Origin of the sequence: Streptomyces sp. NPDC058985 (genome assembly GCF_042740985.1) — a bacterium.
Taxonomy (GTDB): domain Bacteria; phylum Actinomycetota; class Actinomycetes; order Streptomycetales; family Streptomycetaceae; genus Streptomyces.
On record NZ_JBHYJX010000014.1, the window covers coordinates 42,264 to 68,630 of the forward strand.

The 26,367-nt window shown below is 69.7% G+C and carries 20 protein-coding genes; 12 read left to right on the forward strand and 8 right to left on the reverse strand.

The window, feature by feature from the left end; all coding sequences use genetic code 11:
* Positions 1-336: 336 nt before the first annotated feature.
* The 7 genes from ACFW01_RS15275 (at position 337) to ACFW01_RS15305 (ending at position 16,372) form a co-directional block, all read left to right on the forward strand.
* Positions 337-2,679: an N-6 DNA methylase gene (locus ACFW01_RS15275; RefSeq protein ID WP_384503955.1), complete on the forward strand. Its 2,343-nt coding sequence runs from the start codon at positions 337-339 to the stop codon at positions 2,677-2,679.
* A 72-nt stretch (positions 2,680-2,751) separates the two neighbouring features.
* On the forward strand, positions 2,752-2,976 hold the full coding sequence (locus ACFW01_RS15280) for a hypothetical protein (protein WP_234956623.1): 225 nt from the start codon (positions 2,752-2,754) through the stop codon (positions 2,974-2,976).
* Between the two features lie 1,465 nt (positions 2,977-4,441).
* Positions 4,442-6,889, forward strand: a complete 2,448-nt coding sequence (locus ACFW01_RS15285) for a DUF6603 domain-containing protein (protein WP_384503957.1) — start codon at positions 4,442-4,444, stop codon at positions 6,887-6,889.
* 8 nt (positions 6,890-6,897) lie between these two features.
* Positions 6,898-9,078 carry a hypothetical protein gene (locus tag ACFW01_RS15290; RefSeq protein ID WP_384503959.1) on the forward strand — a complete coding sequence of 727 codons (2,181 nt, stop codon included), beginning with the start codon at positions 6,898-6,900 and terminating at the stop codon, positions 9,076-9,078.
* A complete protein-coding gene (locus ACFW01_RS15295; protein WP_384503961.1) occupies positions 9,075-12,554 on the forward strand; it encodes a hypothetical protein in 3,480 nt (1,159 codons plus the stop codon). Before ACFW01_RS15290 ends, ACFW01_RS15295 begins: the two co-directional genes overlap by 4 nt.
* Before the next feature lie 29 nt (positions 12,555-12,583).
* A complete protein-coding gene (locus ACFW01_RS15300) occupies positions 12,584-14,149 on the forward strand; it encodes a hypothetical protein (protein ID WP_384503963.1) in 1,566 nt (521 codons plus the stop codon).
* 315 nt (positions 14,150-14,464) lie between these two features.
* Positions 14,465-16,372 (forward strand): hypothetical protein, encoded by a 1,908-nt coding sequence (locus ACFW01_RS15305; RefSeq protein ID WP_384503965.1) that lies wholly within the window; start codon positions 14,465-14,467, stop codon positions 16,370-16,372.
* An 87-nt stretch (positions 16,373-16,459) separates the two neighbouring features.
* Here ACFW01_RS15305 and ACFW01_RS15310 read toward each other — a convergent pair whose 3' ends face one another.
* The 3 genes from ACFW01_RS15310 to ACFW01_RS15320 form a co-directional block, all read right to left on the reverse strand.
* On the reverse strand, positions 16,460-17,197 hold the full coding sequence (locus tag ACFW01_RS15310; RefSeq protein ID WP_384504050.1) for a type I-E CRISPR-associated protein Cas6/Cse3/CasE: 738 nt from the start codon (positions 17,195-17,197) through the stop codon (positions 16,460-16,462).
* A 174-nt stretch (positions 17,198-17,371) separates the two neighbouring features.
* Complete coding sequence (locus ACFW01_RS15315; RefSeq protein WP_234956630.1) at positions 17,372-17,956, reverse strand: TerD family protein; 585 nt, start codon at positions 17,954-17,956, stop codon at positions 17,372-17,374.
* Between the two features lie 192 nt (positions 17,957-18,148).
* Positions 18,149-18,412, reverse strand: coding sequence for a GlsB/YeaQ/YmgE family stress response membrane protein (locus ACFW01_RS15320; RefSeq protein WP_121748154.1), 264 nt, complete (start codon positions 18,410-18,412; stop codon positions 18,149-18,151).
* Between the two features lie 264 nt (positions 18,413-18,676).
* On the opposite strand from ACFW01_RS15320, the gene ACFW01_RS15325 reads away from it, so the two are divergent.
* On the forward strand, positions 18,677-18,826 hold the full coding sequence (locus tag ACFW01_RS15325) for a twin-arginine translocase TatA/TatE family subunit (protein ID WP_234956631.1): 150 nt from the start codon (positions 18,677-18,679) through the stop codon (positions 18,824-18,826).
* A gap of 61 nt (positions 18,827-18,887) precedes the next feature.
* Here ACFW01_RS15325 and ACFW01_RS15330 read toward each other — a convergent pair whose 3' ends face one another.
* Positions 18,888-19,463 carry a TerD family protein gene (locus tag ACFW01_RS15330; RefSeq protein ID WP_234956632.1) on the reverse strand — a complete coding sequence of 192 codons (576 nt, stop codon included), beginning with the start codon at positions 19,461-19,463 and terminating at the stop codon, positions 18,888-18,890.
* Positions 19,464-19,552: 89 nt separating this feature from the next.
* Positions 19,553-19,819 (reverse strand): GlsB/YeaQ/YmgE family stress response membrane protein, encoded by a 267-nt coding sequence (locus ACFW01_RS15335; RefSeq protein ID WP_161167585.1) that lies wholly within the window; start codon positions 19,817-19,819, stop codon positions 19,553-19,555.
* A 150-nt stretch (positions 19,820-19,969) separates the two neighbouring features.
* Between ACFW01_RS15335 and ACFW01_RS15340 the strand changes: the two genes are divergently transcribed.
* Positions 19,970-20,356: a BlaI/MecI/CopY family transcriptional regulator gene (locus ACFW01_RS15340; RefSeq protein WP_234956633.1), complete on the forward strand. Its 387-nt coding sequence runs from the start codon at positions 19,970-19,972 to the stop codon at positions 20,354-20,356.
* Positions 20,357-20,362: 6 nt separating this feature from the next.
* Positions 20,363-21,295, forward strand: coding sequence for a M56 family metallopeptidase (locus ACFW01_RS15345; RefSeq protein WP_234956634.1), 933 nt, complete (start codon positions 20,363-20,365; stop codon positions 21,293-21,295).
* 265 nt (positions 21,296-21,560) lie between these two features.
* Here ACFW01_RS15345 and ACFW01_RS15350 read toward each other — a convergent pair whose 3' ends face one another.
* From ACFW01_RS15350 to ACFW01_RS15360, 3 genes are all read right to left on the reverse strand, one after another.
* Positions 21,561-22,016 (reverse strand): tellurite resistance TerB family protein, encoded by a 456-nt coding sequence (locus tag ACFW01_RS15350; protein WP_234956635.1) that lies wholly within the window; start codon positions 22,014-22,016, stop codon positions 21,561-21,563.
* 129 nt (positions 22,017-22,145) lie between these two features.
* Positions 22,146-23,138, reverse strand: coding sequence for a sporulation protein (locus ACFW01_RS15355; RefSeq protein WP_384503969.1), 993 nt, complete (start codon positions 23,136-23,138; stop codon positions 22,146-22,148).
* Positions 23,139-23,232: 94 nt separating this feature from the next.
* A complete protein-coding gene (locus ACFW01_RS15360; RefSeq protein WP_234956637.1) occupies positions 23,233-23,451 on the reverse strand; it encodes a hypothetical protein in 219 nt (72 codons plus the stop codon).
* Between the two features lie 363 nt (positions 23,452-23,814).
* Here ACFW01_RS15360 and ACFW01_RS15365 point away from each other — a divergent pair, with 363 nt between their 5' ends.
* The gene (locus tag ACFW01_RS15365; RefSeq protein ID WP_384503971.1) at positions 23,815-25,152 is read left to right on the forward strand and encodes a hemolysin family protein; all 1,338 of its coding nucleotides are present in this window, start codon (positions 23,815-23,817) and stop codon (positions 25,150-25,152) included.
* Positions 25,149-26,168 (forward strand): hemolysin family protein, encoded by a 1,020-nt coding sequence (locus ACFW01_RS15370; protein ID WP_234956638.1) that lies wholly within the window; start codon positions 25,149-25,151, stop codon positions 26,166-26,168. Before ACFW01_RS15365 ends, ACFW01_RS15370 begins: the two co-directional genes overlap by 4 nt.
* Positions 26,169-26,367 lie beyond the last annotated feature (199 nt).

Genomic DNA, 26,367 nt, shown 5'->3' on the forward strand with positions numbered 1-26,367 from the left:
CCCTGATTCCGGACGTGCAGCGCACGTCTTCCCGGCGTCTTCCCGGCGTCTTCACCCGCCGGGTCGAGAAGCTCGCCGAGCCCCTTGGCATCACCCAGCTCTCGAAACCTCGGAACAGCGCGCGAGGATCACCTGAGACTTCTGTTAAGACCCATAATCGTTGGCTCGCAGCAGGGGTCCGGTCGCAGGAACGTCAAGGACCCGCTTCTACATGCTTTTTCGTCTCTGCCGCGGTCGTGACAGGGCGAGTTGTCCACTGCCCGGCCAAGGCGGAGTCAGCGAGCACTGTGAATGCGCGCTTGGATCGCACGCCCCTCTCCTCGTACGGTCCTCGCATTGGAAGCGGGACCGCCCCAACCACCAGGAGACGAAGTGCAGTTGGCGCACGATGAACAAACCGGCCTGATCACCCGGAACCAGATCGCTGAGCGTGCGGGCGTCAAGCGTCCGGCTGTGTCGAACTGGGCTCGGCGGCACAGAGACTTTCCCACCCCCGTGCGCTCCGGTGATACGGAGCTCTTCCACGAGGCCGAGATCACGCGGTGGCTGATGAACCGCATCATTCCCCAGTCGCAGTTACTCGAAGGGGAGCAGGCGGGAACCACCTACGCCGACCGATTCCTCCGGACCAGCGGTGACCGTCCCTCCGCGGAACCGGAGGCCGTGGAGCGCACTCAGCGCATCGGGGCTGAGGACGAGAAGGCCGTCGATCAGCTGATGGGCCGGCTCGCGGACCGCGTCCGAGGCCCGGCGACGATGGCGGACTTCGTGAATCTCTGTCTCATCGTGATGTACGTACGACATGCGGAACCGGGGCGATGGCGCCGCATCGAGCATGCCATGTCGGCAGGCCAAGGGGCCCGAGACGTGCAATCGCTGCTCCGTTGCCTCGGCGACATGGCGCAGGACACGCTGCGCCGGAACGGCGACCGCACCGACATGCGCAGCAGCTTGCTGCAACTGGAACCACGGAGCTGGGGTGACCTCACCACGGCAGTGCGGACGGCAGCAGGCACAGGCGTCGGCGCGTTCCAACTGGTGTGGGAGTCCTTCAGCGCCCGGGAAGGGCTGCAGAGTTCGGAGTTCTGCAGCCCGGTGGGCCTGGCCTCGTTGTCCGCAGCACTCGTACTGACCCCGGGGCGGAGGACCTCGGTTCTCGACCCCTACATGAGAGGGGGAGAGATGCTGGCGGCAGCGCACCGCCACATCGGAGGCGCGCGGGGGACCGTGCACGGCGAGACCCTTGACGGCCGGCTGCAAGCAGTCGCGAGCCTGTACCTTCTCCACCTCGGCGTCCGGCCGAAGCTGACCAGCACCCGGTCCGACCGGTGGCCGACGAACCGCGGACACGGTGTCGACGTGGTCCTGACGAACCCCCCGTTCAACATGAGCGACGCACCCGGCCCCGGACGCCGGACAGGAGACTGGCCGTACGGATCACCGCCACAGGGCAACGACAACTTCGCCTGGGTGCAGTATGCCCTCGGTGCGCTGGTACCCGGTGGTCGCGCAGTGGTGGTCATGCCGGTCAAGGCGGGCAACTCGGTCAACACTGCCGAGCGCGAGATCCGCCGCGCCCTCGTCCGTCGAGGGGCCGTGGAGTGCGTCATCACCGTGCCGTCCCATCTGTTCTCCGCGACGCCCGTTCCGGTGTCCCTGTGGGTGCTGCGACGAGCGGAGCGTCCGGCGAGGGAAGGCATCCTGTTCGTCGACGCCCAGAAGCTGGGGGCGAAGGTGCGGCGTCGACGCGTACTGCGGGACACGGATCGCGAAGCGATCACGGCCGTGGTCCGTCCGTGGCTCGACGGGGAGCGGTGCCCGGACGGCGCGTACGCGGTGCGTGCGGCTGCGAGAGGCATCTCTGCTGTCGTCGTTGCCCGCCAGGTCGTCGCCGACGAAGGGTGCTCACTCCGCCCTGCCGACTACCTGGGGAGCGGAAAGTACGGCGCTGCTCCCGTCACGGCCCAGCTGCTCGAAGCCGGTGAGGTGGTGGGGCACACGGACGAGCTGCTTCTGCTGGAGCGGCGGGCGAGGGAATCGGGGAACGGCTACCGCACGGGTTCGGGACCCGGCGGCTGGAACGAGGCAGTGCTCAAGGACCTGTGCGACATCCGACCCGGGCCGTCGTACACCCGCCTGCCGGCAGCGGCACGTACGGCGGACGCCGGCGTTCCGCTCGTCTTCCCGCAGGATCTCGCCGACGGGAGGATCGCGGACGAGACCCGGGACCGCGTGCCCTGGGAGACGGCCGAGCACTTCAAGAGGTTCGAGTTGCTCCCGAACGACATCGTCTGCGTACGCACGGGTGCGCAGCAACGACCCGCGCTGGTCTCCGGCACGCAGACCGGCTGGCTGCTCAGCTCGAACGTGACGCGGCTGCGCTTACGCCCGGATGCCGAGATCGACCCTCAGTACCTCCATGCCTACCTGGGCCTCCGATACTCGCGCGAGTGGATGTCCCACCGCGCGGCGGCCACGGCGGCCCCGTCCCTGAGCTCTGCTGCTCTGGGCCACCTTCCCGTGCGCTTTCCGCCGATCGGGCAGCAGCGGCGGAGCGTGCGTCTTCTCGGTGAACTCGGCCGACGCGCCGACGCGTATGCCTCGTACGTCTCGGCACTTGGGCGGCTGCGGGCCGAACTCGCCGAACACCTGCTGCATGGCTCGGTCGAGCCGCTGTGAGGGCTTGCCACCGCTGAGCCCCTCGCGCGTCCCTCTCCCTCCCGCCCGTAACTCTCGAAAGGATCTACGTCCATGCCCGAGTCGACAGGCCGTTCCGCGCGTACGTGGCAACTGTGGCTGGCACTGTACGTTGCCTGTTCCACGGTGGTCGGCCTCTTCGTCAGCCTGTTGGTGATGCGGTCAGGCGTTGGTTCCACCGATGCCGTTCTGGCAGGGGGAGGAGGCTTCGCAACCTCCTTCGCCCTGTGCCTCGCGCTGCCCGCGGCGGTACGCGAGCTGAAACGACAGAACAACTGACCCGGACCGACCGTCCGCGCGGCCGAGCCTGGCCAGCAAAAAGGCCCGGGTCTCCGACCTGGGCCTTCTTCGTGGAGCGGGTGACGAGAATCGAACTCGCGCTCTCAGCTGGGGAAGCGACGGCGCTTGTGGGGCCACTCGGTCGCCGACCTGCTGTTTCAGGTCTCAACCGGCCCCGTCGGTGACGTGCTGACGGTCCGCTGATGACCGTGGTTGTCCGCTCTCAAGGGCATGCTATGGGCACGGTGCCTGGTGATGGAGTGCTGAGGCGTCCCCATGAGGATTCGGCTGCGATCAGCGGTTCGGTCTCTCTGGGCTGAAGGCGCCATTGCAGCCGCACACCTCCGGTTCCACTCGGGACGTGAGGCTCTAGCGGTGTACCGGAAGGGTGTAGGTGGTTCCTGCGGCGTTGCTGTGGGAGCCCGATCCATCGGTCACCGCCGGGCAACACTTCCGCAAGCCCGTCGCCCTCGTATCGGCGCAGCCGATCGTTCCGGCCGGCAGGGGCTGAGACAGCCGGTGGTTCGGACGCTCCGGCTTTCACACGGGGCGGGTGGAATGCTGAGTTGAGTTTCTCCTAGTTCGGTTCGGAGGATCTCAAGCGGGCTGCGACGGTTTCGGAACGGCCGGACGGATTCAATGTGAAAGGCGGAACCAGCCGGACGGCCGATGGTCATCGACCACTGGCCGTAGCGGTGTCAAACGCCTTTATCGCTCCAAGGGTGGGCGCGTTGAGGGGGAAATTCACCGGCGCGCGGAAGGTGCATGATTTTCGGCCCTTTTATAGATCGTCGTGGAATTGGTCTCCAGGGCTTGTGTGGACGGCATCGCGGGCAAGGTGGAGGAGGTCGGTCCATGTCGCACGGAGCTGCCGTAGAGGGAAGGCGACGAGAGTGGTCAGGGACAGTGCAGGTCGCAGCGCTACTTCGGCGGTCCTGCGGGTGGCACGGGCGCGAGGCATGCGCTGTGCTCGCTTGAATGGCGATCGCCGTGAACGGGAGTAAGTTCGATTATAGAACTCGATCGTGCAGCCCCTGAGTGTGTGGCTCACCTATTCCGGTGAATGCTAGGTCGAGGTCCGTTCAAAAAACGTTCCGGCATGTGCTCGATGTGACTAGGGTTGATCCTGTGAGGTGCCCCGTGCCATTTCGTATTGCGGTGAGAATCGGATACTTAGTGAATTTGAGTGCCTCGCTGTCGAAATAATTTCGGCGCGGTCCAGGGTGGTGTGAAGGCAGAGGTGCCGCCACTGCAATTGCCGATTCCGAACCGCGGTGACCATGGAGAGCGAGCCGCGAGGTTCAACGTACTCCTTCGACTCCTCCCACCTCCTCTCCGCTCTGGAAGGCGTCTCTTGTTCGCCCTGCTCGTCGACACACGGCTCAGCGCCAGACTTTCCGACCTCCCCCTTGTCCGTGATCACATTCGCCCCGACCACGACCTCGGAATCACCAACGTGAGGGCCGTGATCGCTTCCCCCGCTCTCACCGCCGAGCTGGTTCAGTCGCTGAACGATCGGGTGTCACACCTGGATGACGGCCGGCCCGTGTTTCCCGAGGAGGCCCGCGGGCACGCCCTGGTGGCGCTGGATTACGCGTGGGGGGACGAGCAGCGCGCCCCCCTGGTGTTCCGTTTGGTCCGCGGCGAGTCCGCCGAGGAGTCGAAGGAGCCGGTGGTCGGTGACGGCGCCTCACCCGTTTTCGCCGCGTTCGCGTCGGACGAGACGGACGCGGCGGCGGTACCGGCCGTCGCCTGGGCGGGCCTCGACCGCTCGGTCGGATCGCTGCACCTGCGCCGGCTCGGCGCGACCTACCGCGACGGCATGGTCTGGGTCCTGTGCGACGCCGGCGTGCACGCCGGCCCCCTGGACATCGAGGTGGACGGACTGGGGCTGGGCATTCCGCTGGACGGCGGGAGCGCGCCCGTCGGCCGGTTGGACGGGTTGAGCCTCACCTTCGACAAGCCTCCGCTGGCGATGTCCGGCGCGTTCGTGAACAGGCCGGTCACCGACACCTCGCCCTACCGGGTCCTGATCGAGGGCAGTGCCCTGGTCAGAACCCCGGCCGCCGGCTTCACGGCGATCGGTGCGTACCAGGTGTTGCGCGACGGCACCCAGTCGCTCTTTCTCTACGCCGAGCTGGGAGCGAAGTTCGGCGGTCCTCCGGCCTTCCGGGTCACCGGTCTGAAGGCCGGGTTCGGGTACAACAGCAGTCTGCGCGTGCCCACCATCGACCAGGTCGCCGACTTCCCCCTCCTGCGCGGGGTCGATGACGCGGGCGACGGCGCGCCGCTCCGGCCGCTGGAGATGCTCGCGAAACTGACCGAAGGGTCCGACAGCCATCCCGCCTGGGTCACTCCGCGGGACGGCGCCACCTGGCTGGCCTTCGGTCTCAACGCGGAGGTTTTCGGGACCGTCCACTGCAAGGCGCTGGCCTTCGCCGAGTTCGGTGCGGACGACCTGGTGGTGGGCCTGCTGGGCTCGGCGAAGGCCCGGTTTCCCGACCCGAAGAAGAAGTCGGCCAAGCCGTACGCGGGCGTCGATCTGGCCATCTCCGCCGTCTACCGGAGATCCGCCGACATGCTCGCCGTCGACGCCCGCCTCTCCCCGGACAGTTTCCTGCTCGACCCGTCCGTCCACCTGACCGGAGGAGCGGCGCTGCGCCTGTGGTTCGGTGGCAGCGATCACCCCGGCGACTTCGTCTTCACCGTCGGCGGCTACCACCCGCGCTACACCCCGCCCGCGCACTACCCACGGGTCGACCCGGTCGGCGTCGACTGGGCCCCGGATTCCTCCGTCACCCTCAAGGGCACCAGCTACTTCGCGCTGACGCCCTCGGCCGTCATGGCCGGCGGCCGCCTGAACCTGCGCTACGACGGCTCGTGGGCCAAGGCCCGGGTCGACGTCGGCTTCGACGCCCTGGTCGAATGGGCACCGTTTCACTACGAGATCGACGTGTGGGCGGACATCACCGCTCAGGTGTGGCTGGCGTTCGGCTGGAGCGGCGAGAAGTCGCTGGGCGCCCGGTTGTCGGTGTGGGGGCCGCCGTTCGGCGGCACCGCGCACGTGAAGGTGCTGGGCATCGACATCCCCATCGACTTCGGCGAGTCCAGGGCCCGGCCCGCCCCCATCGGCTGGGAGCAGTTCCGCACACTGCTGCCGCAGCAGCCGCTGACGCTCGCCCCGGTTGACGGGCTGCACCCCGACCACGCCGCCGCGGCACGGCAGAGCGAGCCGGCCGGCAGCGAATCCGACGCGTCCAGGACGTGGCACACCACCTGCGACGGCTTCGCATTCACCGTCAGCAGCGCCGTCCCCGCCTCTGTACTGAAGGTCAAGGTCAACGGCGAGGACAGGACCGAGGGCGGCGGAGCGAGGGTCAACATCCGTCCCATGCGCAAGGCCGGCCTCGAAGTCCCGCTCCTGGTCACCGTCGAGAAGGAGAGGCCCGGCGGCGGAGAGGACCCCCCGGCCGCCGAGGTCCAGCCGGACTGGGGCGTCACCGTCCACCGCACGCCGCAACCGGCCGCGCTGTGGGGGACGGGAAGCGCGGATGGCGCACTCACCACCGAGGACCCTTTCGTCCGCGGCCTGGTCAGCGGAGCACGTATCAGCGTCCCGGCCCCCCGCCTGCCGGAGGACCCCGAGTCCAGCGCCCGGGGGCGCCTCGGTCACAGCCCGCCGCGCGAGGGCATCCTGCCGCTCGATCCGGCCGCGGCTGCCACCGGGGCGCGTGGGGAGGCATCCGACAGCAAGGCACTGAAGGACGACATGGCTGACCCCGCCAAGCGCCAGGACGCAATCGCCGCCCTGGCCGCCGCCGGCTACCTCCTCGAAGGCGCCGGCCCGGAGCTCAACCGCTATGCCGACGAAGCGGCCTTCTCCTCCCTGCCCCTGCGTCTCACCCGCCCGTAAGGACCGCAATGACCACGCATCCGGCCGGGCCGACCGCACCGGCGGGCGCCAGCCCCATCATCTTCCACGACCACCTGCTGCCCGGCATCACAGCGGGCCGCTACCGGATCACCTTCGACCAGCGGCTACCCGCCGAGGACCTGCCGGGAGCCCGGTTCGAGCCGGTGCAGCAGACCGTGAACGTGCAGGCAGCGCAGTTCCGCCTCGACCCCTCGTGGGTGCACGCCGTCTACCCGGCCGCCCACAGCCAGGGCTCCTTCCACCGGCTGCTCCCGCACATCACCCTCGACGCGGCCACCCTGCCGTGGCAGCGGGAGCCCTTCACCGCCGACACACGAAGCCCTGTCCGGACACCCTGGCTGGCGCTGTTGCTGTTCGGCGAGGGAGAACTGCCCGGTGACCCCGACGCCCTGGGCACCACCACTTCGGTGACGGTGGGTCGGCTCCTCACCGGCGACCCCGCGGTCTCGGGTCCCCGACTGGACCCGAACGCCGTCGACCCCGTCCTGCTCGACACCCCCTGCCACGTCGTCGACGTACCGCAGGACCTGCTGGCACAGCTCCTGCCGGACCCGTCCGACCTCAAGTACCTCGCCCACGTCCGCGTGGGCGGCGAGGACGCCGCGCCCGCCGAGGGACAGGACGGCCGGCCGGCCCCTGACGCGTATGCGGTCGTCACCACGGCCCGCTTCCCCCGCGAGGACCAGGGCCGGTATGTGGCCCACCTGGTATCCCTGGAAGGACACGCACCGCCGCTCACTTCCGACGGCAAGCCCGAGCCTGACGGCAAGCACGTGCGCCTGGTGTCCCTGCACCACTGGACGTTCACCTCCTGCCCCACGGCCCGGGACGGCTTCGGCCGGCTGGCCGAACGCTTCACCCCGGACAACGACGAGCACAGCGCCGCACCGCTGCGCCCGGCCCCTGTCCCGGGCATCGGACTGCGGGAGGACCTGAGCTACCTGCTGGAGCAGGGCCTGCTCCCGATGACCCACGTCACCGACTCCGGCGAGCGCACCCTCGCGTGGTACAGCGGCCCGTTCCTCCCCCGGGTCGCACCCGAGCTGCCCCGCCCCGCAGACGGCCACTTCCCCGACGCCGACGGCCTCCTGCTCCACGAACCCGTTACGGGCACCTTCGCCGTCGGCTACGCCTGCGCCTGGAACACGGGCCGCGCCTTGGCTCTCGCCGATCCCGGCTTCGCCACGACCCTGGTCCGCCTGCGTCACCAGGGCAGGCTGCGCCGGGCGACCGACCGTCAGTACGCGACGTACCAGCGGCAGCTCTACGGCGCCCTGCCCACCGGAGCGGTGGCCGCAGAGTCGCCGCGCGAGGTGTTCGAGGAACTGCTGCGCGGCGACGCCGCCGACGTGCTGGCCACGGTCCTCGGCGTTACCGAGGACGAACCGCGCCCTCGGGCCGTACCCGCAGCCCCCGTCCCGCCGCGCCGCGACGTCCCACGCCACGCCGCCACTCCGCGGGCGCCGTCGCCGGACGCCGCGGAGGCGGCGAAGTGGCTGGCGGGACTGCGCACGCTGAGAGGAGTGCCGTTCGACTGTCTCGTCCCGGACCAGCGGATGCTGCCGCCCGAGAGCCTGCGCCTGTTCCATGTCGACCGCGGCTGGCTCGACGCCCTCCTCGACGGCGCGCGCAGCCTGGACCGCAACCCCGACGCCGACACCGCGACCGACACCGAACTGGACGCGCTGCTGGCCGGCCACGGGCCCGTTCCGGCCGCAGGACTGCTGCTGCGCTCGGCGCTCGTCCCGGGCTGGCCGGCCCTTCGCGTCGAGGCCCACTCCGCCGGGACCGAACCGGTCCGGGTGATCCACAACGAAGCCCTGGGCGCCGACGTCCTGCTGGTGCTTTTCGACCGGGTGCCGCACAGCCTGACGATCAGGGAACCGCCTCAGGGCCTGTACTTCGGCACCGACGAGGAAGGGGAGGTGGTACTGCGCCGCCAAGGACGCGGAGATGCCGCCCCGCCGTCGAAACGCTCGGTTCCGGCACCGATGGCCCGCCCCGCCGGGCCGCGGGTGCTGGACGTCGGCAAGCTCGCGGCCGTTCTGGCCCGGGAGCTGGCCGCGGAGATCGCGCCCCGGACGACGCTTTCCCCGGCCGAGTTCGCCATGCAACTGGTGCGCGCCCCCGAGCAGCTCACCCTCACGTTCGGAGGAACCCGCCGATGACTACCGAACTCCTCGTTCCCGTCAGGCTCCGGGCTCTGGTCGTCAACGAACAGATGGGCGACCAGGACTTCCAGCGCTGGGCGCCCAACTACCACCTGCTCGGCGTCCACCGCTCCCCGGAGCCGCCGCCCTTCGCAAGCACCGACACGAACTTCGCCCGAGACCCCGCACACCGGGGCGTGTACCTGCACTGGGAACTCCCGGCCGCGCTACGACGGGCGACCACCCCCGGCGGCGAGGTCACGCTCCCGCCCGCACCCAACCGCTGGCTGGTCGTCCGGCACGCCTACACGGCCACCGGCGAGTACACCACCGCCGCATGGGTCGTCGAGAGCGACTTCCTCGACAAGCGCACCGGCACCGTGCCCTATCTGCGGCCCGGCCGGGGCCACGTCACACCGACCCGGATCGGCCGCCACACCGAGGCCGCGCGCTGGACGGAGCCCGCGGAGGGGCAGCCCACCTTCCTCACCGCGACCGGCCCCGGGACCCTGTCGTTCGCCGCGTTCCAGCCGCATTGCCAGGACGTGTTCTCCTTCCACGACTCACTGGCGCAACTCCCCGACCGGTTCGACCGCCTGGGCTACCAGGTCATCGGCTGGCACACGGCGCACTCCGACGACCCGCTCGCCGCGCCTTCGGACGACCCGCTCGCCGACCAAGAGGCATGCCGGAAGCGAACAGCCTCCCTGGGCTGGCAGACCGACAGCACCCCGCCCTCCGACACACGCAGCGTCTACACCGGCCGAGTCCACAGCGTCCTGCGCCGCTTCGACCCCGCCGGCGAGCGGCGGCCGGACCCGACCGTGGCGGTCGCCGACAGTGCCCGCTCGGCGCTCACCGCCCTGGCCGCCGACACGGCCGCGACCGTTCCCCAGACGACCGCGACCCTCGTCCCCGCGCTGCTCGACCAGCTCCAGTCCGGCACCCTCGCCCGGGCGAACGAACCGGACAACACGTTCCACCTCACGGACGCCCTGCTCACCGCCGGCTTCGCCGAGGGCACCACCTCGTACGCCTGGCACGCCCTGCCGCCCAGCAACTCGGAAGGCCCGATCTCCCCCGAGGACGAGCAGCACGGCCGGACCGTCGAGGCCCGCCTGAACGCCGCCCAGCACGCCTATGACCGGGCGAACCGCGAGCTGGCCGGGCTGCGCCGCAGGCTGTACGGCATGTGGCGACTCCAGGGCCTGCCCGTGCAGCCGCCCGACTACCACCGTCGGCTGACGGAGGAGCTCGACCCCCGGCGCGAGGGCAGCCTCGCCGCCCGCGTGCGCACCGGCCGGCAGGAACTCGACCGGCTCCGCGCCGGCCTCCCGGACGGCGATACCCCTGAGCAACTGGCGGAATCGGTCCGGCGGTACGCCGGCGTTCACGGCCTGCCCACCGGCTGGGACCTCAAGCGCGTGGCACTCGACCCCTTCCACCGCGCCCTGGACCCTTCCGTCGTCCTCCAGGGCGCCGGATCCATGCCCACCCCCGACGACGCCGAACTGCCCTGCCGGTTCGGCGACCGGACGGTGACCGCGGTCGCACACCCCGGCACGCCCGGCGGGCTGACCGCCGAGCATCCCGACCTCGCGTGCAACACCCTCGACCTGGGCCCGCACGAGCGCTCCGCCATGCCGGCCGTCACCCGCGCCCTGGTGCGCGAGGCGTTCCTGCTCGACCCCGACTGCCCGGTCGTACAACTGCGCCCGAAGGGCGGCCGGGGGGACACGGGAGCGGCGCCCGCCCCGCACGTCGGCACCGCCCCGGCCTTCGGCAACGAGCCCTGGACACAGCCCTGGCAGCCGGTCCACCTGCTCTGGCACATCGAATACCACCCCCTGCCGTACGACCAGTGGCAGTTCGACGGCACCGACTACGTCTGCCCCCGGCCGAGGCCCGAGCCCGCGCGCGACTACGCCGGCCGGACGCTGCTCAGCGACCACCTGCCCCGCACCCTGGCCGACCGGGTCCGCCAGTACGCGCTCCACTGCCCCGACCCGTCCCCCCACTACGACGCCCTCGCCGACCGCATGGAACGCGGCGACGTCCTGGCCGGAACCCTGGCAGGGCTGCGTGAACTGCTCATCGGCCAGGACCCCGGCCAGGGCTTCCCGCCCCTGGGCGCACCACCCGAACTGGCGGAACTGATCGGGGACGCCTACCGCACCAGCCCCGACCCCGGCCCGCTCCCCAAGTCCTTCGGCGGCTGGCCGGACTCCGGGTTCCAGCAACTGCGCGCGGGGCAGTTCCGCTTCCGCAGGCTCACCGTGGTGGACTCCTTCGGACGTGCCCTGAACGTCATCACCCCGGAGGGAACCGGCCGGGCGAGTGCCTTCCGGCGCCCCGTGGTCGCCGGCCACCACCGCCCGCAGGCCGTTCCCGAGGTCCTGGGCACCGCTTCGGACCATGTCGTCCAGCTGCCGCCGCGTCTGCCCCAGGCCGCACGTCTGCGGCTGGAACTGGTGGACACCACCCGCGAGACGTACCAGGCCACGCACCTGGAAGACGGCAATCCGATCGTCGGCTGGATCGTCCCCAGCCCGGTGGACAACTCCCTCACGGTGTACACCTCGGACGGAACCGCCGTGGGCCTGCTCCGCCAGGCGTACCGAATCGGCCGGCCCGACCCGGAAGCGGCGTGGTCACCGCTGCCCGGCGCCACCGCCGGCCTGTACGCCGCTCTCCCGTACTTGGAGGAGCTGATCACCTGGTTCCGGGGTGCCGGCGGCGACAGCCCGCTGCCCGCCGCCCTGGACGTCCTGAAGACCTCGCTCCTGGACGTAGCGCCCACCACCGGTGCCGTCCCGGCCGCGCTCGCCGGGCATCCGCTCGCCGTCGTCCGCTGCCGCCTCCGCCTGGATCTGGACGGGCCGCCGCTCACCGACCCCGGCTGGAAGCACGTCTTCGACCACGAGCCGCCGAGTCCCGACTTCACCGGCTACCCCTGGCCGGTGCGCCTGGGCGAACGACAGCGCGTCGGCGACGGACTGGTGGGCTACTTCACCGACGACGAACCCGGCGTGCTGCGTACCGTCGTCGCACCGGATGGCACGCATCCGCACCTCGCCGCCGTCGGGGAGGGGATCCATCTACGCGTCACGGCCGGGACGCCGCGGCTCCTGACTCTGCTGGTGGACCCGCATGCCCCGGTGCACGCCACGACCGGCCTGCTGCCCACCACGGCACTGGAGGTCCCCCGCCGCTTCACCGACGGGCCGCTGAGCCGCATGCGCACCGTCCTGCGCAGCGGACCGCTGCTCACCCCGGCGGCCGCCACGCAGGAGGACACCGTCGCCCTGCCGGTACGGACCGTCGACGACCGGACGTGGACCTGGGCGGAACGCGCCCCGGACGGCGCCTGGACCCGCTTCGCCACCTCGGCCGCGAGCACCGCACCGAGCTGGACCGGGCGGGCCCCCGTCCTCCGCTCCGGCCTGCTCACCTCCTACGACCCGCCCCCGCCGGCCCCCGCCACGTCCCGGTAACCGCCGCAAGAGCCGAAGGAGAACCTGACATGAGCGGCCAGTGCGACAGCACCAGCGGCCTGACCTACAGCCTCGCCACGGCCCCGGCCACGCCGGCCACCGGCCGGCCGGCCCGTCTCTACCTGGTCGTGTCCAACTCGGGCACCGTTCCCGTCCTGTGCAAGCAGATCGTCGTCGTACTTCCCACCGGCGACCTCGCCCAAGACCTCGTGCCCGCGGGCCAACGCCTCCCGGCCTCGGTCGAACCGGCCGACCAGTGGACCGTCGACCAGCTCCAGGACGGAGTCCTCCTCACCCTGCCCCAGGACGAGACGGCAGCCTTCCCCGGCAGGGGCACGGAGCTGAAGGTCGTCCCCGCCAACGGCGAGTCGGTCTCCCTCACCACCCACGGCCTCCTCGTGCGCGTCAAGGACCTCAGGATCAATGCCCGCACCGGAACCGCCCTGCTGCGCATCCGGGAGACCGTCAGCGTCGACAACGGGAACACCTGGGAGGACCACCAGGTCACCCTCTCCGTCGCCAAGTACCCGCCGGAGGAGGCCCTGACGGACGACGTGGTCGGCAACCTCGCCGTCCACGCCGTCGACACCGAGGGCAATCCCAGTGCCACCCCCGTCACTCTGCTCAAGCCGGAGCACCGGGGAAAAGCCGTCCTCACCTGGACCGCACCGTCGGACGCCGTCTGCGAGGTCCACTACGACGGCAGGGAGCCCGCGCGGCTGAGCGGCCAGGAGAAATGGCAGCTCCCCGTCACCGACATCACCCGCGATACGCACTTCCGTGTCCAAGTGACGCTGCAGCGCTCCGGCGAGACCATCACCCACCACCTCTCGACCGCGGTCGCCGTCGCGGAGCCTGTCATCCCGCGACTGACCGTTGACAAGATCACCGCAGGTGGTCAGAAGAACCTGCTTGGGCACCAACTCCTGACCGTCGACGGAGCCGTGGTGGTGGAGAAGGAGAGCCACTTCTACGGAGCTGTCTACGGAAAAGAGGCCACACTCGTCGTGGCCGACGCCCTCACCACGAGCCAGAAGCTCTCCGCCCCGGAGATCCACTCCGACAAGCTCGCCGTGGCCGACAAGGTCCTCGTCGGCTCCACCGACTACACCGGGATGGCGGCGGGCGACCTCCGGGTCAGGAACGACCTCACGGCAAAACGACTCGCCGCGACCGACAAGGCACTCGTCGGTTCCACCAACTACAGCGGGATGGCGGACGGCGATCTCTGGATCAAGGGCAAGGCAACGGCCGCTCGTGCCCACATCTCCTCCGTGCTCGGCACACCCACGAAGCTGACCGGCGCGTTCGACCACACCAAGCGCCAGGCACCCTCCAACGGCGTGCTGCTCCTGTGGATCAGAACCGCCGATGCCTATGCCACCAGGACCATCTTCGTGGACATCAACACGGACGGGGCATGGGGAGGGACGTACGAGACCGTGGCGGCCGCGTCCATCGACTACGGCAAGACCCCTGACGTGTGGATGGCTTCGGCCACCGTCCCCCTGTACGCGGGCCAGTGGTACAAGATCTGGCAGGCCGGGGAAGGCGGCAGGACCGACGCGTACTTCTTCCCCGTTCTCGCCGGCTGAGGGCGACGGCATCGAGGACGACGGCAGCGGTTCCCGGACCGCGAGTGGCGGCCACAGCGGCGCGGCGGGCCGAGGCGGCACCGGGCAAGGACAGTGAGGCCGGTACGTCCGCGGCGGTGGCCGGCGAGGCCACGGTGGTACCGGCCGCGACAGCCACTTCGACGTCGGTAAGACCACGCTGTCTCCGCCGATTGAACCAGGCCGCCAGGCGAGGAGACCCGGCGCTCCAGGGTCCGCCCATGACGCCGACCCCTGCCTTCACCACCACTTGGCCGGCCGCGGCCGGCCGCACACCACCGAGGACGGGAGTCAGCAATGCCGTTGTCCGTCGACACCATCACCGAAATGGCACGGGCCGGGAGTCTGCGGCTCCAGGCCGACCAGTTCGCCGACCCCGTGGTCAGCGGCGTACTGACCACGTATCTCGGCTCCGAGCTGAAGTTCCTGGAGTCCCTGGAGCCGGAGCCCACTGCGGAGAGCGTGACGGTACGGGGGCGCTGCGCCGTACCCGGCCTGGGCCTGGAGCCGTGCCCGGCCGTGGCGGAGTTCCTCCGGGCCGACGTCCAGGACGGGACGGTCAAGGGATTCATCCTGACCGTGGACGCCCCGCAGTGGCGACTGCCGCAGCCCTTTCCCACGCACGACCTCAGCCCGCTCCGGGAGCTGGGAGCACAGTCCCCCGTCGTTGTGCTCCACGCGGTCCCCGCCACGAAGAAGGAAGCCGGGCAGGAGCGGCCATCTGCCGTCTCCGGAGCCCGGTGGGAACGCTCCGACACCACCGAACCGGTGCTGTTCCTCGCCTCGATGCGGGACGGCGTGCTCACAGCGTCAGCCGGCTTCCCCGACGGACTCGCCCTGCCGGCCCTGGAACACCTGGGGCACCTGCCAGGCTGCACCGGCGCGGAAGCGCTCAGCGAGCGCTTTCCCGCCGAGTGGCGGGACTGTCTCATCTCGGTACGGCCCACGCTCCGCGAGGTCACCGTCCAGTGCTCCTCCGACGGTAAGCAGGTGAGCGGAGAACTCGAGATCGACCTGGCGCCCCGGTGGCCGCTGCCGGAAGGCGTCACACTCGGCGCGGTCCGAGCACGGATCGCCGTGGACCCGACCGCCCGCAAGGAGGCCAAGAAGGCGGAGGAGACCGAAGAGACGACAGAGGCGGAAAAGACCGAGGAGACGGAGGAGACCGGCAAGGCGGAGGAGACCGAGGAAACCGAAGAGGCCGAGGAATCCGAAGAGAAGAAGGACTGGCTGTCGGTCACGCTGACCGGAAACCTGACCGCGTACAGCCTGAGCAGCGCCGTCACGGTCGTGCTGCCGTCCATGACCGCAAAGGGCGTGCTCGCCCACGACAGCGGCTTCTTCGAGCACATGGCATCCGACCTCCGCAAGGACACCAACGGGGAGCTCTCCTTCCAGTACGACCTCCACAAGGGCACCTACGACATCACGGGGAAGCTCTCCGCCGCCCAGAAGATCGCCGGAGTGCAGGTCGCGAACGTGACGGTGAAGGCGGTCGGCGACGGAGACCGGAAATGTGAGCTCACCCTGGACGGCCGGCTCACCGTAGGCGAGACCGAGATCAAAGCGACGGCCAAGAGGAGCCAGAACGCTGAGAGCTGGACACTGACCGCAGAGGCCGAAAACATCGCCTTTCGCGACATCAGCGCCTGGGCCGAGCAGGCCATGGGCAGTGGTCTGCCGGCGTCCCTGACGGAGCTGACCTTGCAGAAGCTCAGCTTCACGGTCGTCTCCACCGCCGAGGAGCGCACGTTCGACGCGAAGGCGACCGCCGAGTTCCCGCTGACCGCGGACCTCCGGACCACTGTCGAACTCGCCGAAATGAAGATCACCGCCAAGGGCAAGACCTCCGAGGTCTTGGCCAAGGGGTCCTTCGCACTCGGCCATGCGGACGCGGAGTCACCGCTCATGAAGTTCGAACTCGTGGCGGACAAGGACCCGAAGTCGACGAGCTGGACCGCGACCTCGACCCTCGAAAGGGGCATCACACTCAGCCAGGCGCTCGCCCCCCTGCTGCCCGCCAATGGCCAGCCGACGGCAGGTCTGCCGGACCTGCTGCCACCACTCAAGAATGTCTCCCTGCGCTACACCGCGCCGAAGGCCACGGGCCGTACCGCGCCCGAGACGGCCGAAGCCGCCGCCTCCCTGGTCCTGACGGCCGAAACCCCGCAGCAGGCTCGGACAGTTCTGGTCGTCACGGGTTGAGCGGCGCAGTCTCAACGAACCGTTGGCCTGCCGTTGATACCGCGTCCCACTGGTCGGCAGGCCGACTGATCAGGACGCACTCACCTGTCATGAGTGCAGTACTGGGGATACATCAGTGTCGGCTGGCCTGAGGCAGAGCAGACCTAATCCATAGGCGCATCCGCGGCCGATACCGGACAGGACCGCTGCCTGCAATGCGATGGGGTCAGCGATCAGAGCCAGTCCTTCGAGACGGGTTGCCTGAAGAAAGGTCGGGTTTCTCGCCAAGCGCCTCGCAATGACGGACCCCAACGGACGGCTGCGGACTTCGACAGTCGCCAGCCCTGCTCGGGAGGCTTGACGTTCCCACCAGTCGATCATTTCAGCAGTCTGCAAGCCCACGCGTTTGCCGCGTTGCCCTGTCCTCACCGTCGCCTCAGTGGCATTCGCATCCAGGAGAAACCTCACCCGCTGCCCCTCGAAGCGGGTCTCCCACCAAGAGACTCGCTCAACTGCGAGTGCGCGGGCGTGGTTGGCAGGCAAGGAGCGGAGAAAGAGGGTCCCAGCGGTCTGGACGCGCAGGATCGCGATGGTCAGCGGGATCGAGTCCGCCGGGCTCGGACGGAGGCTGCCAACGACGACCGACGAGCTTGCATGCACGCGACGGGTGATCGCCAAAGGGCAACGAAAAAGGCCCGGGTCTCTGACCTGGGCCCTAACGATGGAGCGGGTGACGAGAATCGAACTCGCGCTCTCAGCTTGGGAAGCGACGGCGCTTGCGGACCCGGAGCGCTGCTGACCTGCGAAGACGGAATTCTCCGACCGCCACGGTGGTGCGTAGCACACCTCTGTTGACCGCGCCTGACCGGCTTTATGGGCACGCTGCTCGACGAGGTGGTCGAATGCTCTCTTCAGCGGCGGATGGTCGTCGGAACGCGCAGCAGGAAAACCGGCGCGGACTCTCCTGTTGCAGCAGCACGCGATGTCCCTCAAAGCAGGCTGAAGCGGGCCGGACGTCGTCTACTTGCTGACGGCGAACCGCATCAGGGCATGTTCGTCGCCCTGCTTGACCTTCCCCGTCTCGCTGACGACCTCCAGCTTCCAGGCGCCGCCCACCCGCACGGCCTTGGCCACGGCGCAGGCGTTGTCCTGGCTGAGCAGGCTGGGCCAGATGTCGGCGACCTGCTGGGTGCTGCCGCCGGTGGCGTCGTAGACCTTGAAGCTGATGTTGCGGGCCTTCTGGAAGGAACTGCCCTTCTTGTAGGCGGCGGCGACGAACACGACGGAGGTGATGGGGGCGGGGAGCCGGGCGAACTCGACGGTCACCGTCTCGTCGTCGCCGTCCCCGTGCCCGGTCTGATTGTCGCCGCTGTGCAGGAGCGAGCCGTTGCCCATGGGGTCGAGGGAGTCGAGGCCGGCCAGGCGTACGGGGTCGCCGCCCTGCATGGCGACGGCGATCAGGTCGAGGTCGGTGCCGGTCTTGCGGCGCAGCTTGCCGAGCACCCCGCCGCTGCTGCCGGCGGTCGGGTCCCAGGAGACGCCGATGGACAGGTGGGTCACCCCGTCCAGGTCCGCGGGGCCGTCTTCCTTCGTCAACGTGATCATGTTCGAGTCGTCCTCCGTTTTCGTGCCTACGGCACAGAGTCTGCCCCGCGCTCTCTCCTTCCGGGTGGGCGGGTACCCGTCCGTGCGCTCCAGGGGTGCCTGAGACGGTCACCGCTGGAGGAGGCCGACCTGGCAGACGGGGCTGGCCCGGAAGGCCACCGTTGCGCGCAGCGCGTGGCGGGCGCCGCAGTGTCAGCGGCGTGCCTTGGCACGGTCGAGGGCGGCTACGCCGAGGGCTGCGAGAGCGATCTGGATGAGCCACTCGACCCAGTCGACGCCGTCGGTGTCGGCGACACCGAACGCTGCGGCGAGGGCTGAGCCGATGAGAGCTGCGACGATGCCGACCGCGATGGTCCACAGGATGCCGATGCGCTGCCGTCCGGGGATTACGAGTCGGCCCAGGACACCGATGACGATGCCGATCACGATGGCGCTGATGATGCCGGAGATCTCCACGTCTGCCCCTTCGTTGTCTTTATCCCGCGCTTACGACTGCCCCTTCGGAGGGCTGCCATGCCACCGTCATGCAGCTGGTCAGAGAGGGGCCTGCCTGGCGAGAGGGCGCGGACGCCGGAGACGTCGTACCGGCCACCAAGGCTGGAATGCGTGCTTGCTGAAAGATCGCGCCGACAAGAGACTTCTACAGCACTGTAGTTGGCGCCGTGCGGTCGGTGAAGCGTCCGTTTCCGGGCTGCGCCCGTTGTGAAGGGAGCGGATTCGGTGTTCGGTCTGAGTGAACTGGCCCTGGTGCTGGTCGTGGTGGTCGTCGTTCTCGGGATCAAGAAGGGGCCCGAGTTGGTGCGCTCGGCGGGCAAGGCCGCACGCATCCTCAAGAGTGAGAAGAAGGCGTTGAAGGATCGTGAGCAGTGAGCTGAGCCGGCTCGGAGGGGAGCGAGGCCCTGCTCCGGGGAGCAGGACCGAAGCCGCTCCGTCAGACGTTGACGCCGAAGTCCGCGGCGATGCCGGCCAGCCCTGAGGCGTAGCCCTGTCCGACCGCCCGGAACTTCCACTCGGCGCCGTGCCGGTACAGCTCGCCGAAGACCATGGCGGTCTCGGTCGAGGCGTCCTCGGAGAGGTCGTAGCGGGCGATCTCCTGGCCACCCGCCTGGTTGACGACGCGGATGAAGGCGTTGCGGACCTGGCCGAAGCTCTGGCCGCGGTTCTCCGCATCGTGGATGGAGACAGGGAAGACGATCCGGTCCACCTCCGCCGGGACGGCGGCCAGGTTCACCTTGACCGCCTCGTCGTCCCCCTCACCCTCACCGGTCAGGTTGTCGCCGGTGTGCTCGACCGAGCCGTCCGGGCTGGTGAGATTGTTGTAAAAAACGAAGTGCCCGTCCGAGAGCACCTTGCCGGAGGCGTCCAGGAGCAGCGCCGAGGCGTCGAGATCGTAGTCGGTGCCGGTCGTGGTGCGCACGTCCCAACCCAGTCCCACCAGCACGGCGGTCAGGCCGGGCACCTCCTTGCTCAGCGAGACGTTGCCGCCTTTGGCCAGGGAGATTCCCATTACGTACTCCTTCTCGATAGGTGTGGCGTGGTCCACGCTGTGTGCGGGGTCACGGAGGTCGGAGAGGGGGACGAACTTGCGGGGGCGTGTCAGTCCCGAGAGTTGCCGAACAGCAGGCGGTAGCCGACCAACAGGACGAGGGCGCCGACGACGGCGGACCCCCATGTCGCGGCGTCGAAGAACTCCCGCTGCACCGGTCGGTCGAGGAACTCGGCCGACAGCCAGCCGCCGAGGAAGGCGCCGGCGATGCCGATCACAGTCGTGCCCACGCAACCGCCGGGATCCCGTCCGGGCAGGATCGCCTTGGCGATCGCTCCGGCGAGCAGTCCCAGCACCAGCCAGGCGATGACACCCATACTTCTGCGCTCCTTGCCGCCGCGTTGTTCCTGAGGTGAACGGCCTCGGGCACACCCTATCTTCTACACTGATGTAGAGGCGGTGGTGGTCGGAAGGGTCTATACGATGTCCGCCCGGGAAACGGGTGGTGGGCGGAAGGGAGACGGGGCGTGGCGGACAGTCGGCGTCCCCGGCGGCGGGGGCAGGGTGAGCTCGAGGCGCTGGTGCTGTCGGCGCTGCGGGAGACGGGCGGGCCGGCCACGGCCGGCCAGGTGCACGAGCACCTCGGCGAGGATCTCGCCTACACGACGGTGATCACCATCTTGACCCGATTGCTGGACAAGGGTGTGGTGGCCCGTGAGCGGGCAGGCCGTTCGTTCGTCTGGCGGCCGGTCGCCGACCAGGCCGGTCTGGCGGCGCGGAAGATGCGCCGGGTCCTGGATGCGGAGAACGACAGGGAGGCGGTGCTGACCAGCTTCCTCACCGCCCTCGACCCGGCTGACGAACGGCTTCTGCGCGGCCTGCTGGCCCAGCCGCGGAGTGACGGAGGAGACTGACACCTCATGGGGGTCTTCGTCTTCCTGCCGCTCGTCCTGCCGTTCACCGCCTGGCCGATCTCCCGGCTGGCCGAGCAGCATCTGCACCCGCGGACGGCGACCAGGCTGCTCACCGTTGTGGCCACTGTGATGGCGCTGTGCAGCACGGTGTGCTTGGCATTGGTCATGGTGGTCGGGACGGCGCAGCTACCGGGGAATCCTCTGCCTGACGGCTGGTCCGACCCGGAGGTGCGCGCGGCGGTTCCCTTCGACGAAGTGGCCGGGAAGGTGGCGATCCCGGCTCTGGGTGCGGTGCTCCTGGCCTGCGGGCGGACGCTGTGGCGGCACGGCCGGGTACGCCGTCGTGCTCACCGCGCGCTGACCGGACTGCCGGATACCGTGGTGGCCGTACTCGCGGACGACGTCCCTTATGCGTACGCCTTGCCCGGCGCGCGGCGAGACCGAGTCGTGGTGACCACCGCCCTGCTCAGCTGCCTGGAACCGGCGGAGCGCCGGGCGCTGTTCGCCCACGAGCGGGCACACCTCGCCGGGCGACATCACCGCTATCTGGTCGCTGTGCAACTGGCCTCACGCGCCAACCCATTCCTGCGCCCACTGCGCTCCACAGTGACGTACGCGGCGGAACGGTGGGCCGACGAGGAAGCGGCCCGTGCCGTGGGGAGCCGGCGGGTTGTGGCACACGCGATCGGCAAGGCGGCCCTGGTGTCACGCGAAGTGCCGGTGGCGACTCTGGCGGGCATGGCCGAGCCAGGGCCGGTGCCGCGCAGGGTGGCCGCCCTGCTGAAGCCCGCTCCGGTGTCGCGCAACTGGTCATCGGTGTCCACGTCGGTGGGGCGGGCGGCGTGGGCGGCTGCGGCGGGAACCGCCGTGTCGGCGATGTCGTCCGCGAACTCGGCCGTGACCATGTTCTTCATCCTGCACGCTGCGACACCGCTCTGATCGGGTGGGCCGAGAGGCAGGCGCGGTCTGCCGGCGCGACTCCGCTGGAAATCCCGGCGAGAGCCCAGAGGAGGCCGCCTTTGGTCCGGTGACCCTCGTAGTACCGATCTCGTTCCTGAACGCATCCGGTGAGCAGTGCTCCGCGTGCCTGATCGAACCCGGTCGTCCGCAGATGCGGCCTGCGTCGGTCCGGCTGCGACGGACGGAGGGACCTGCCGGAACGACACAAGACTGTGATCGCTCCGGCGCGGTGCCCGTCCGCTGGTCAGAGATCGAACTCGTGGGGCGGGAGATCGAGGGCGTAGCACGCCTCGCGAACGACGGCCTGCTCGTCCTTGTCGAAATCGCCGTCGGCTCCGCCGATCACGATGCCGATCTGCACCACGGCCCGAGCCTCGGCAGGCTTCTTCTTCGCCTTGGCGACTTCCTGGAGGACGCTGACCTTGCCGAGCGCGTAGTCGGCCGCGAGCTTGTTCAGATTGTCCTCGAAACGCCGGTGCAGGTCGTCGGCAGGGAAGTTCTGCAGTACGTCGTTGGTGGCGATGAGCTGGGCGACGCGTTGCCGCTCCGAGGAGTCGACGGTGCCGTCGGCCGCGGCGACCAGCGCGCACATCGCCATGCTCGCGTCGCGGAAGGCGCCGCTCTTGAGGTCGTTCTTCTTCGCCGTGAGCTGGGCCTGCATCTGGGATGCGGACTCCTTGAAGCGGTCCCACAGGGCCATGAACACTCCAAACAGGTCAAGGGGAGCCCCTGCACGATTCGGCTCGGGGTAGTTGAAAGCTCGTGCTGTGCTCGGAAAGCGGATGACGGAGCGCGCGGCTCCGTCCCTGGGGCTGGCTCCGGCTACCGCTCAGTCGTCGCTCTCGTCGTCACCCTCGAAGAAGTCCCCCACCTCGTCGACGACTTCGGCGGCGACCATGCCGCCTACGACACCGACCGCGAGGCCGGCGGCTCCGGCAGCGATCGCCGTTCCCATACCCGGCCCGGACCGGTGGTGGTCGTCGTGATGACGCTCACTGTGTCCGTGGTGTCCGTGGTGTCCGAGGTCGGCGAAGGGCGCACCGTGCCCGTAGGCGGACCGGTGCTCGACGAGCTGACGGATCCAGCCGTCGACTTCGGCCGCCCAGTCGCGGTTGTCGTGGTGGCCGACGGTGAAGCGCGTGAGCGCGTCGTGGCCGGAGGAGAAGAGACCGCCGCGCTTGTCGGCTTCCAGGACCACCTCCAGTCCCGCGGAGTTGGCCAGGAAGGTCAGCTCGATCTCGTTGACCTGGTGGGCGTACTGGGATGCGGGGGCGAGCTCGATCTCCTGGTGGAAGGGAAGCTGCTGCCCGGTGCCCCCGATGCGTCCGTACTCGAGGTCGGCGGACTTGAAACCGAAGCCGAGCTGCCCGAGGGCTTCCAGGATCGCTTCCTGGGCCGGCAGCGGGCCGACGGTGAGCTCGTCGAGGTCGCCACGGTCCTTGGCGCCGGCGACGGCGAGTTCGGTGCGCACGCCGAGGACGATGCCCAGAGGTTGCCCGTACAACTCGGTGACGGGTGTCTCCCAGGGCAGTGTGACGCTGAAGGGGATGCTGCGTGACTCTTCGGAGGCCAGCCGGAAGCCACCGCCGACGGTGAATCGGTCGAAGACGACGACGCCCTCGCTCTCCCCCTCCTCGTGCTCGGCCTCGACCCGGGCCACGAGGTCGAGCGTGATGTGCTCGAGGTCGAAATCGGCCTGGCCGCCTTTGAGGTGCACCTGGCCGCCGAGTGCACCACCGGGCAGGACGGGAGCCGGGTCGAGAACCGTGTCGACCGTGGGGGCGCCCACGCCGAGCGAGCCGAGAAGTCGCTTGAACACCATCGTGGCGTCCACTCCTTATACGTGCGCGTGATCTTCAGGAAGGTGCCGTCCGCCCGCGTGAGAACGGACGACGCTACGTCCCGTGCTCGGCCGACTACTTGGCCGCTTCGAGAGCGGCGAGGGCCTGCGCCCAGCGGACGTACTTCAAGTCGGCCAGGTCCGCGACAGTCTTGACGCCAAACGCCTCCTGGAGCAGCTCACCGTCGCGGTCGGAGACCCCCTTCAGCGAGGCCACGGGGGCGGCGAGTATCTCCTGCAGGCTCTTGTCCGCCCACGCCTTGTCCAGCACCTTGTCCAGATCGACCGAGGCCATGTGTGTCATCTCCATAGGGCGCGGCCCGGGTCGCCCCAGGGCCTGTTTCTACAAACGAGTAGAAGCATAGAGTTGCCTCGGCAGATGAAGAGCGCCCTGCGGGTCGCCTCGCCGGGAAAGGCCGAAATCCGCCCCCGGGCTGACCGGAGGCCGCTCGGCGCGAAGGCCCTTCACTGGTGGTGTGCCGGAAACGAGGGGACGCATGCCCGGGGTGGGAACCTGGTTCAGCCAGAACCGTTCTGCTGTCTGCACACAGGTAAGGAGCCGGCGCTTGTCCGCCAGATCGACGGACCCTTCGGGGCTCGGTCCTCGACCATTCCGTACACGGATTGCCGAGCACAATCCGCGGCGGGGTGGTGCGGGATGAGTGCCGTGGAAGCCTGGCTCGGTGTGCTGGCCGTGTTCGTGCTGACCGCGGGAACCGGCTACTTCGTCGCCCAGGAGTTCGCCTACGTCTCGGCCGACCGGCTCGCCCTCGCCCGGGAGGCCGAGGAGGGGGACAGGAAGGCCGGCCGTGCGCTGAAGGTGCTGGAGCGACTGTCGTTCATGCTCTCGGGCGCCCAGCTCGGCATCACGGTGACGGGCCTGGTCGTGGGATTCATCGCCGAGCCGGCCGTCTCCGCGCTGCTGAAGCCGGTGCTGTCCGGTCTCGGTGTTCTCGACGGCGCCGTCACGGGCATCTCGGTCGTGCTGGCGTTCGTCCTCGCCACGGTCGTGCAGATGGTGTTGGGCGAGCTGGCGCCGAAGAACCTCGCCATCGCCGTGCCGGAGCAGCTGGCCAAGGCGTTGGCGGGTTCCACGCTGGCCTACCTGAAGGTGGTCGGCCCGGTGGTGCGCGTCTTCGACGGCGCGGCGGACAGGCTGCTGCGCAGGATCGGTATCGAGCCGGTCGAGGAACTCCACCACGGCGCCACACTGGAGGAGCTGGGTCATCTGATCGGCGAGTCCCACGACCAAGGGCAGTTGCCCCGCCAGACGGCCGAGCTGGTCGACCACGTACTGGAGTTCTCCGAGCGGACGCTGCGCGAAGTGATGGTGCCGCGCGTCGACGCGGTGTTCGTCCGCAAGGACGCCACCGCGGCCGAGGCCATCGAGCTCGTCGGGAGGTACGGCCACTCCAACTACCCCGTGATCGGAGACCACCCGGACGACGTCGCGGGCGTGCTCGGGGTACGGGAACTGATGGGCGTGGCCGCCGAGCGGCTGGCTTCCAGAACGGCCGGTTCCCTGGCCCGGGGGCCGCTGCTTCTGCCGGACACCTTGCCTCTGCCGGCCGCCGTGGAGCAAATGCGGGAGCGCGACGACGAGTTCGCCGTCGTTCTCGACGAGCACGGCGGGGTGGCGGGTGTCGTCACCTACGAGGACGTCGCCGAGGAGCTGGTGGGCGACATCGCCGATGAGTCGGACACCGTCATCGCCGTCGCGGTGCCGGATGGGGTCGGCTGGTTGGTGGATGCCGGGCGCCGTCTGGATGAGGTGGCCGGTGTCACCGGCGTGGAGCTACCCGAGGAGGACGACTACGACACCGTGGCCGGCCTGATCGTCGACCGGCTCGGCCGCTTCCCCACCATCGGTGACCGGCTCACGGTGAAGCTTCCCACCGGCGCCAGCGTCCTGGTCGACGTACGCACCCTTCACCGGCATGTTCCGGAGCGGGTCCGGATCGAGTGGATGGCCGACAAGGCGGAGGAGGAGGCATGAGTTTCCCGATGGCGCTCTTCGTCACCGTTCTGCTGCTCATCGGCAGCGGATTCTTCGTCGCCGCCGAGTTCGCCCTGGTGGCCGCCAAGCGGCACCGCATGGAACAGGCGGTCGCTGAGGGGCGGCGCGGCGCCAGGGCCGCGCTGGCGGGGATGCGTGAGCTGTCCCTGATGCTGGCCGGTGCCCAGCTCGGCATCACCGTGTGCACGCTGGGTCTCGGCTCGGTCTCCAAGCCCGCGATCTCCCACGAACTCGACCCGCTGCTGCACGAGCTCGGTCTGCCCACCGCGCTCAGCTACGGCATCGCCTTCGCCGTGGCCATGATCGTGGTCGTCTTCCTGCACATGGTGCTCGGCGAGATGGCGCCCAAGTCGTGGGCCATCGCCCATCCCGAGCGTTCCGCGATGCTGCTCGCCCCTGCTTTCCGGGCCGTTGCCACCGCCGTACGCCCGCTCATCTGGGTCCTCAACCGCATTAGCAACGCGCTCGTCCGGCTCTGCCGGGTCACCCCGCGCGACGAGCTGGCCTCCGTCCACAACCGTGAGCAGCTCACTCACCTGGTGGAAGAGTCCGAACGGCTCGGTCTCATCAACGAGACCGACTCGGAACTGCTCACCCGCTCGCTCACCGAGCCGGAAACCCCGGTGCACGAGCTCCAGATCCCGGCCGTCGCCATCACCGCGGTCGACGCCGACGCCGACGCGGAACAGATCCTGGCCCTGGCCACCGCCAGGGACCGCACTCGGCTTCTGGTCCGCGAGGACAACGTCGTGCTCGGCTCGCTGCACGCCCGCGATGTCCTGGTTGCCCGCTTCCAAGGCCGGCCCACCACCGCCCGTGCCCTGGCCCGCCCGGTGCCCGACCTCCGTGGGGAAACCACGGTGGCCGAAGCGATCGAGCTGCTGCGCCGCCGCCGGGCCACCCTCGCGGTGGTCCGGGACGGCTCCGGCGAGCTCATCGGCATGGTGAGCCTGGACGACCTGTTGGCCCGCTACCTCCAGCCGCGCCCGGCCTGAAGGGCCGCCTGATGCCCGAGCGCCCCAGGGCATCCTGGGGCGCTCGGGCATGTCTCTTCGGGCGCGACCGGCGCACGGTGTGGGCACGTGGGCTGCTCGTACCCGCGGTCGCGATCTCCGGCGCCCCCTTCGCCGGCGCTGCCGTCGCCCGAAAGGGGTGGTGCTGCAATCGGGTGCGCTGTGAGGCGTGGAAAGAGGC

What these genes read in the sequence shown, in the direction of transcription:
- ACFW01_RS15300 (WP_384503963.1), top strand. Translation starts at nt 12,584, where the DNA reads ATGAGCGGCCAGTGCGACAGCACCAGCGGCCTGACCTACAGCCTCGCC.
- ACFW01_RS15290 (WP_384503959.1), top strand. Translation starts at nt 6,898, where the DNA reads ATGACCACGCATCCGGCCGGGCCGACCGCACCGGCGGGCGCCAGCCCC.
- ACFW01_RS15330 (WP_234956632.1), bottom strand. Translation starts at nt 19,463, where the DNA reads ATGGGAATCTCCCTGGCCAAAGGCGGCAACGTCTCGCTGAGCAAGGAG.
- ACFW01_RS15280 (WP_234956623.1), top strand. Translation starts at nt 2,752, where the DNA reads ATGCCCGAGTCGACAGGCCGTTCCGCGCGTACGTGGCAACTGTGGCTG.
- ACFW01_RS15295 (WP_384503961.1), top strand. Translation starts at nt 9,075, where the DNA reads ATGACTACCGAACTCCTCGTTCCCGTCAGGCTCCGGGCTCTGGTCGTC.
- ACFW01_RS15335 (WP_161167585.1), bottom strand. Translation starts at nt 19,819, where the DNA reads ATGGGTGTCATCGCCTGGCTGGTGCTGGGACTGCTCGCCGGAGCGATC.
- ACFW01_RS15345 (WP_234956634.1), top strand. Translation starts at nt 20,363, where the DNA reads ATGGGGGTCTTCGTCTTCCTGCCGCTCGTCCTGCCGTTCACCGCCTGG.
- ACFW01_RS15365 (WP_384503971.1), top strand. Translation starts at nt 23,815, where the DNA reads ATGAGTGCCGTGGAAGCCTGGCTCGGTGTGCTGGCCGTGTTCGTGCTG.
- ACFW01_RS15355 (WP_384503969.1), bottom strand. Translation starts at nt 23,138, where the DNA reads ATGGTGTTCAAGCGACTTCTCGGCTCGCTCGGCGTGGGCGCCCCCACG.
- ACFW01_RS15370 (WP_234956638.1), top strand. Translation starts at nt 25,149, where the DNA reads ATGAGTTTCCCGATGGCGCTCTTCGTCACCGTTCTGCTGCTCATCGGC.
- ACFW01_RS15305 (WP_384503965.1), top strand. Translation starts at nt 14,465, where the DNA reads ATGCCGTTGTCCGTCGACACCATCACCGAAATGGCACGGGCCGGGAGT.
- ACFW01_RS15360 (WP_234956637.1), bottom strand. Translation starts at nt 23,451, where the DNA reads ATGGCCTCGGTCGATCTGGACAAGGTGCTGGACAAGGCGTGGGCGGAC.
- ACFW01_RS15315 (WP_234956630.1), bottom strand. Translation starts at nt 17,956, where the DNA reads ATGATCACGTTGACGAAGGAAGACGGCCCCGCGGACCTGGACGGGGTG.
- ACFW01_RS15350 (WP_234956635.1), bottom strand. Translation starts at nt 22,016, where the DNA reads ATGGCCCTGTGGGACCGCTTCAAGGAGTCCGCATCCCAGATGCAGGCC.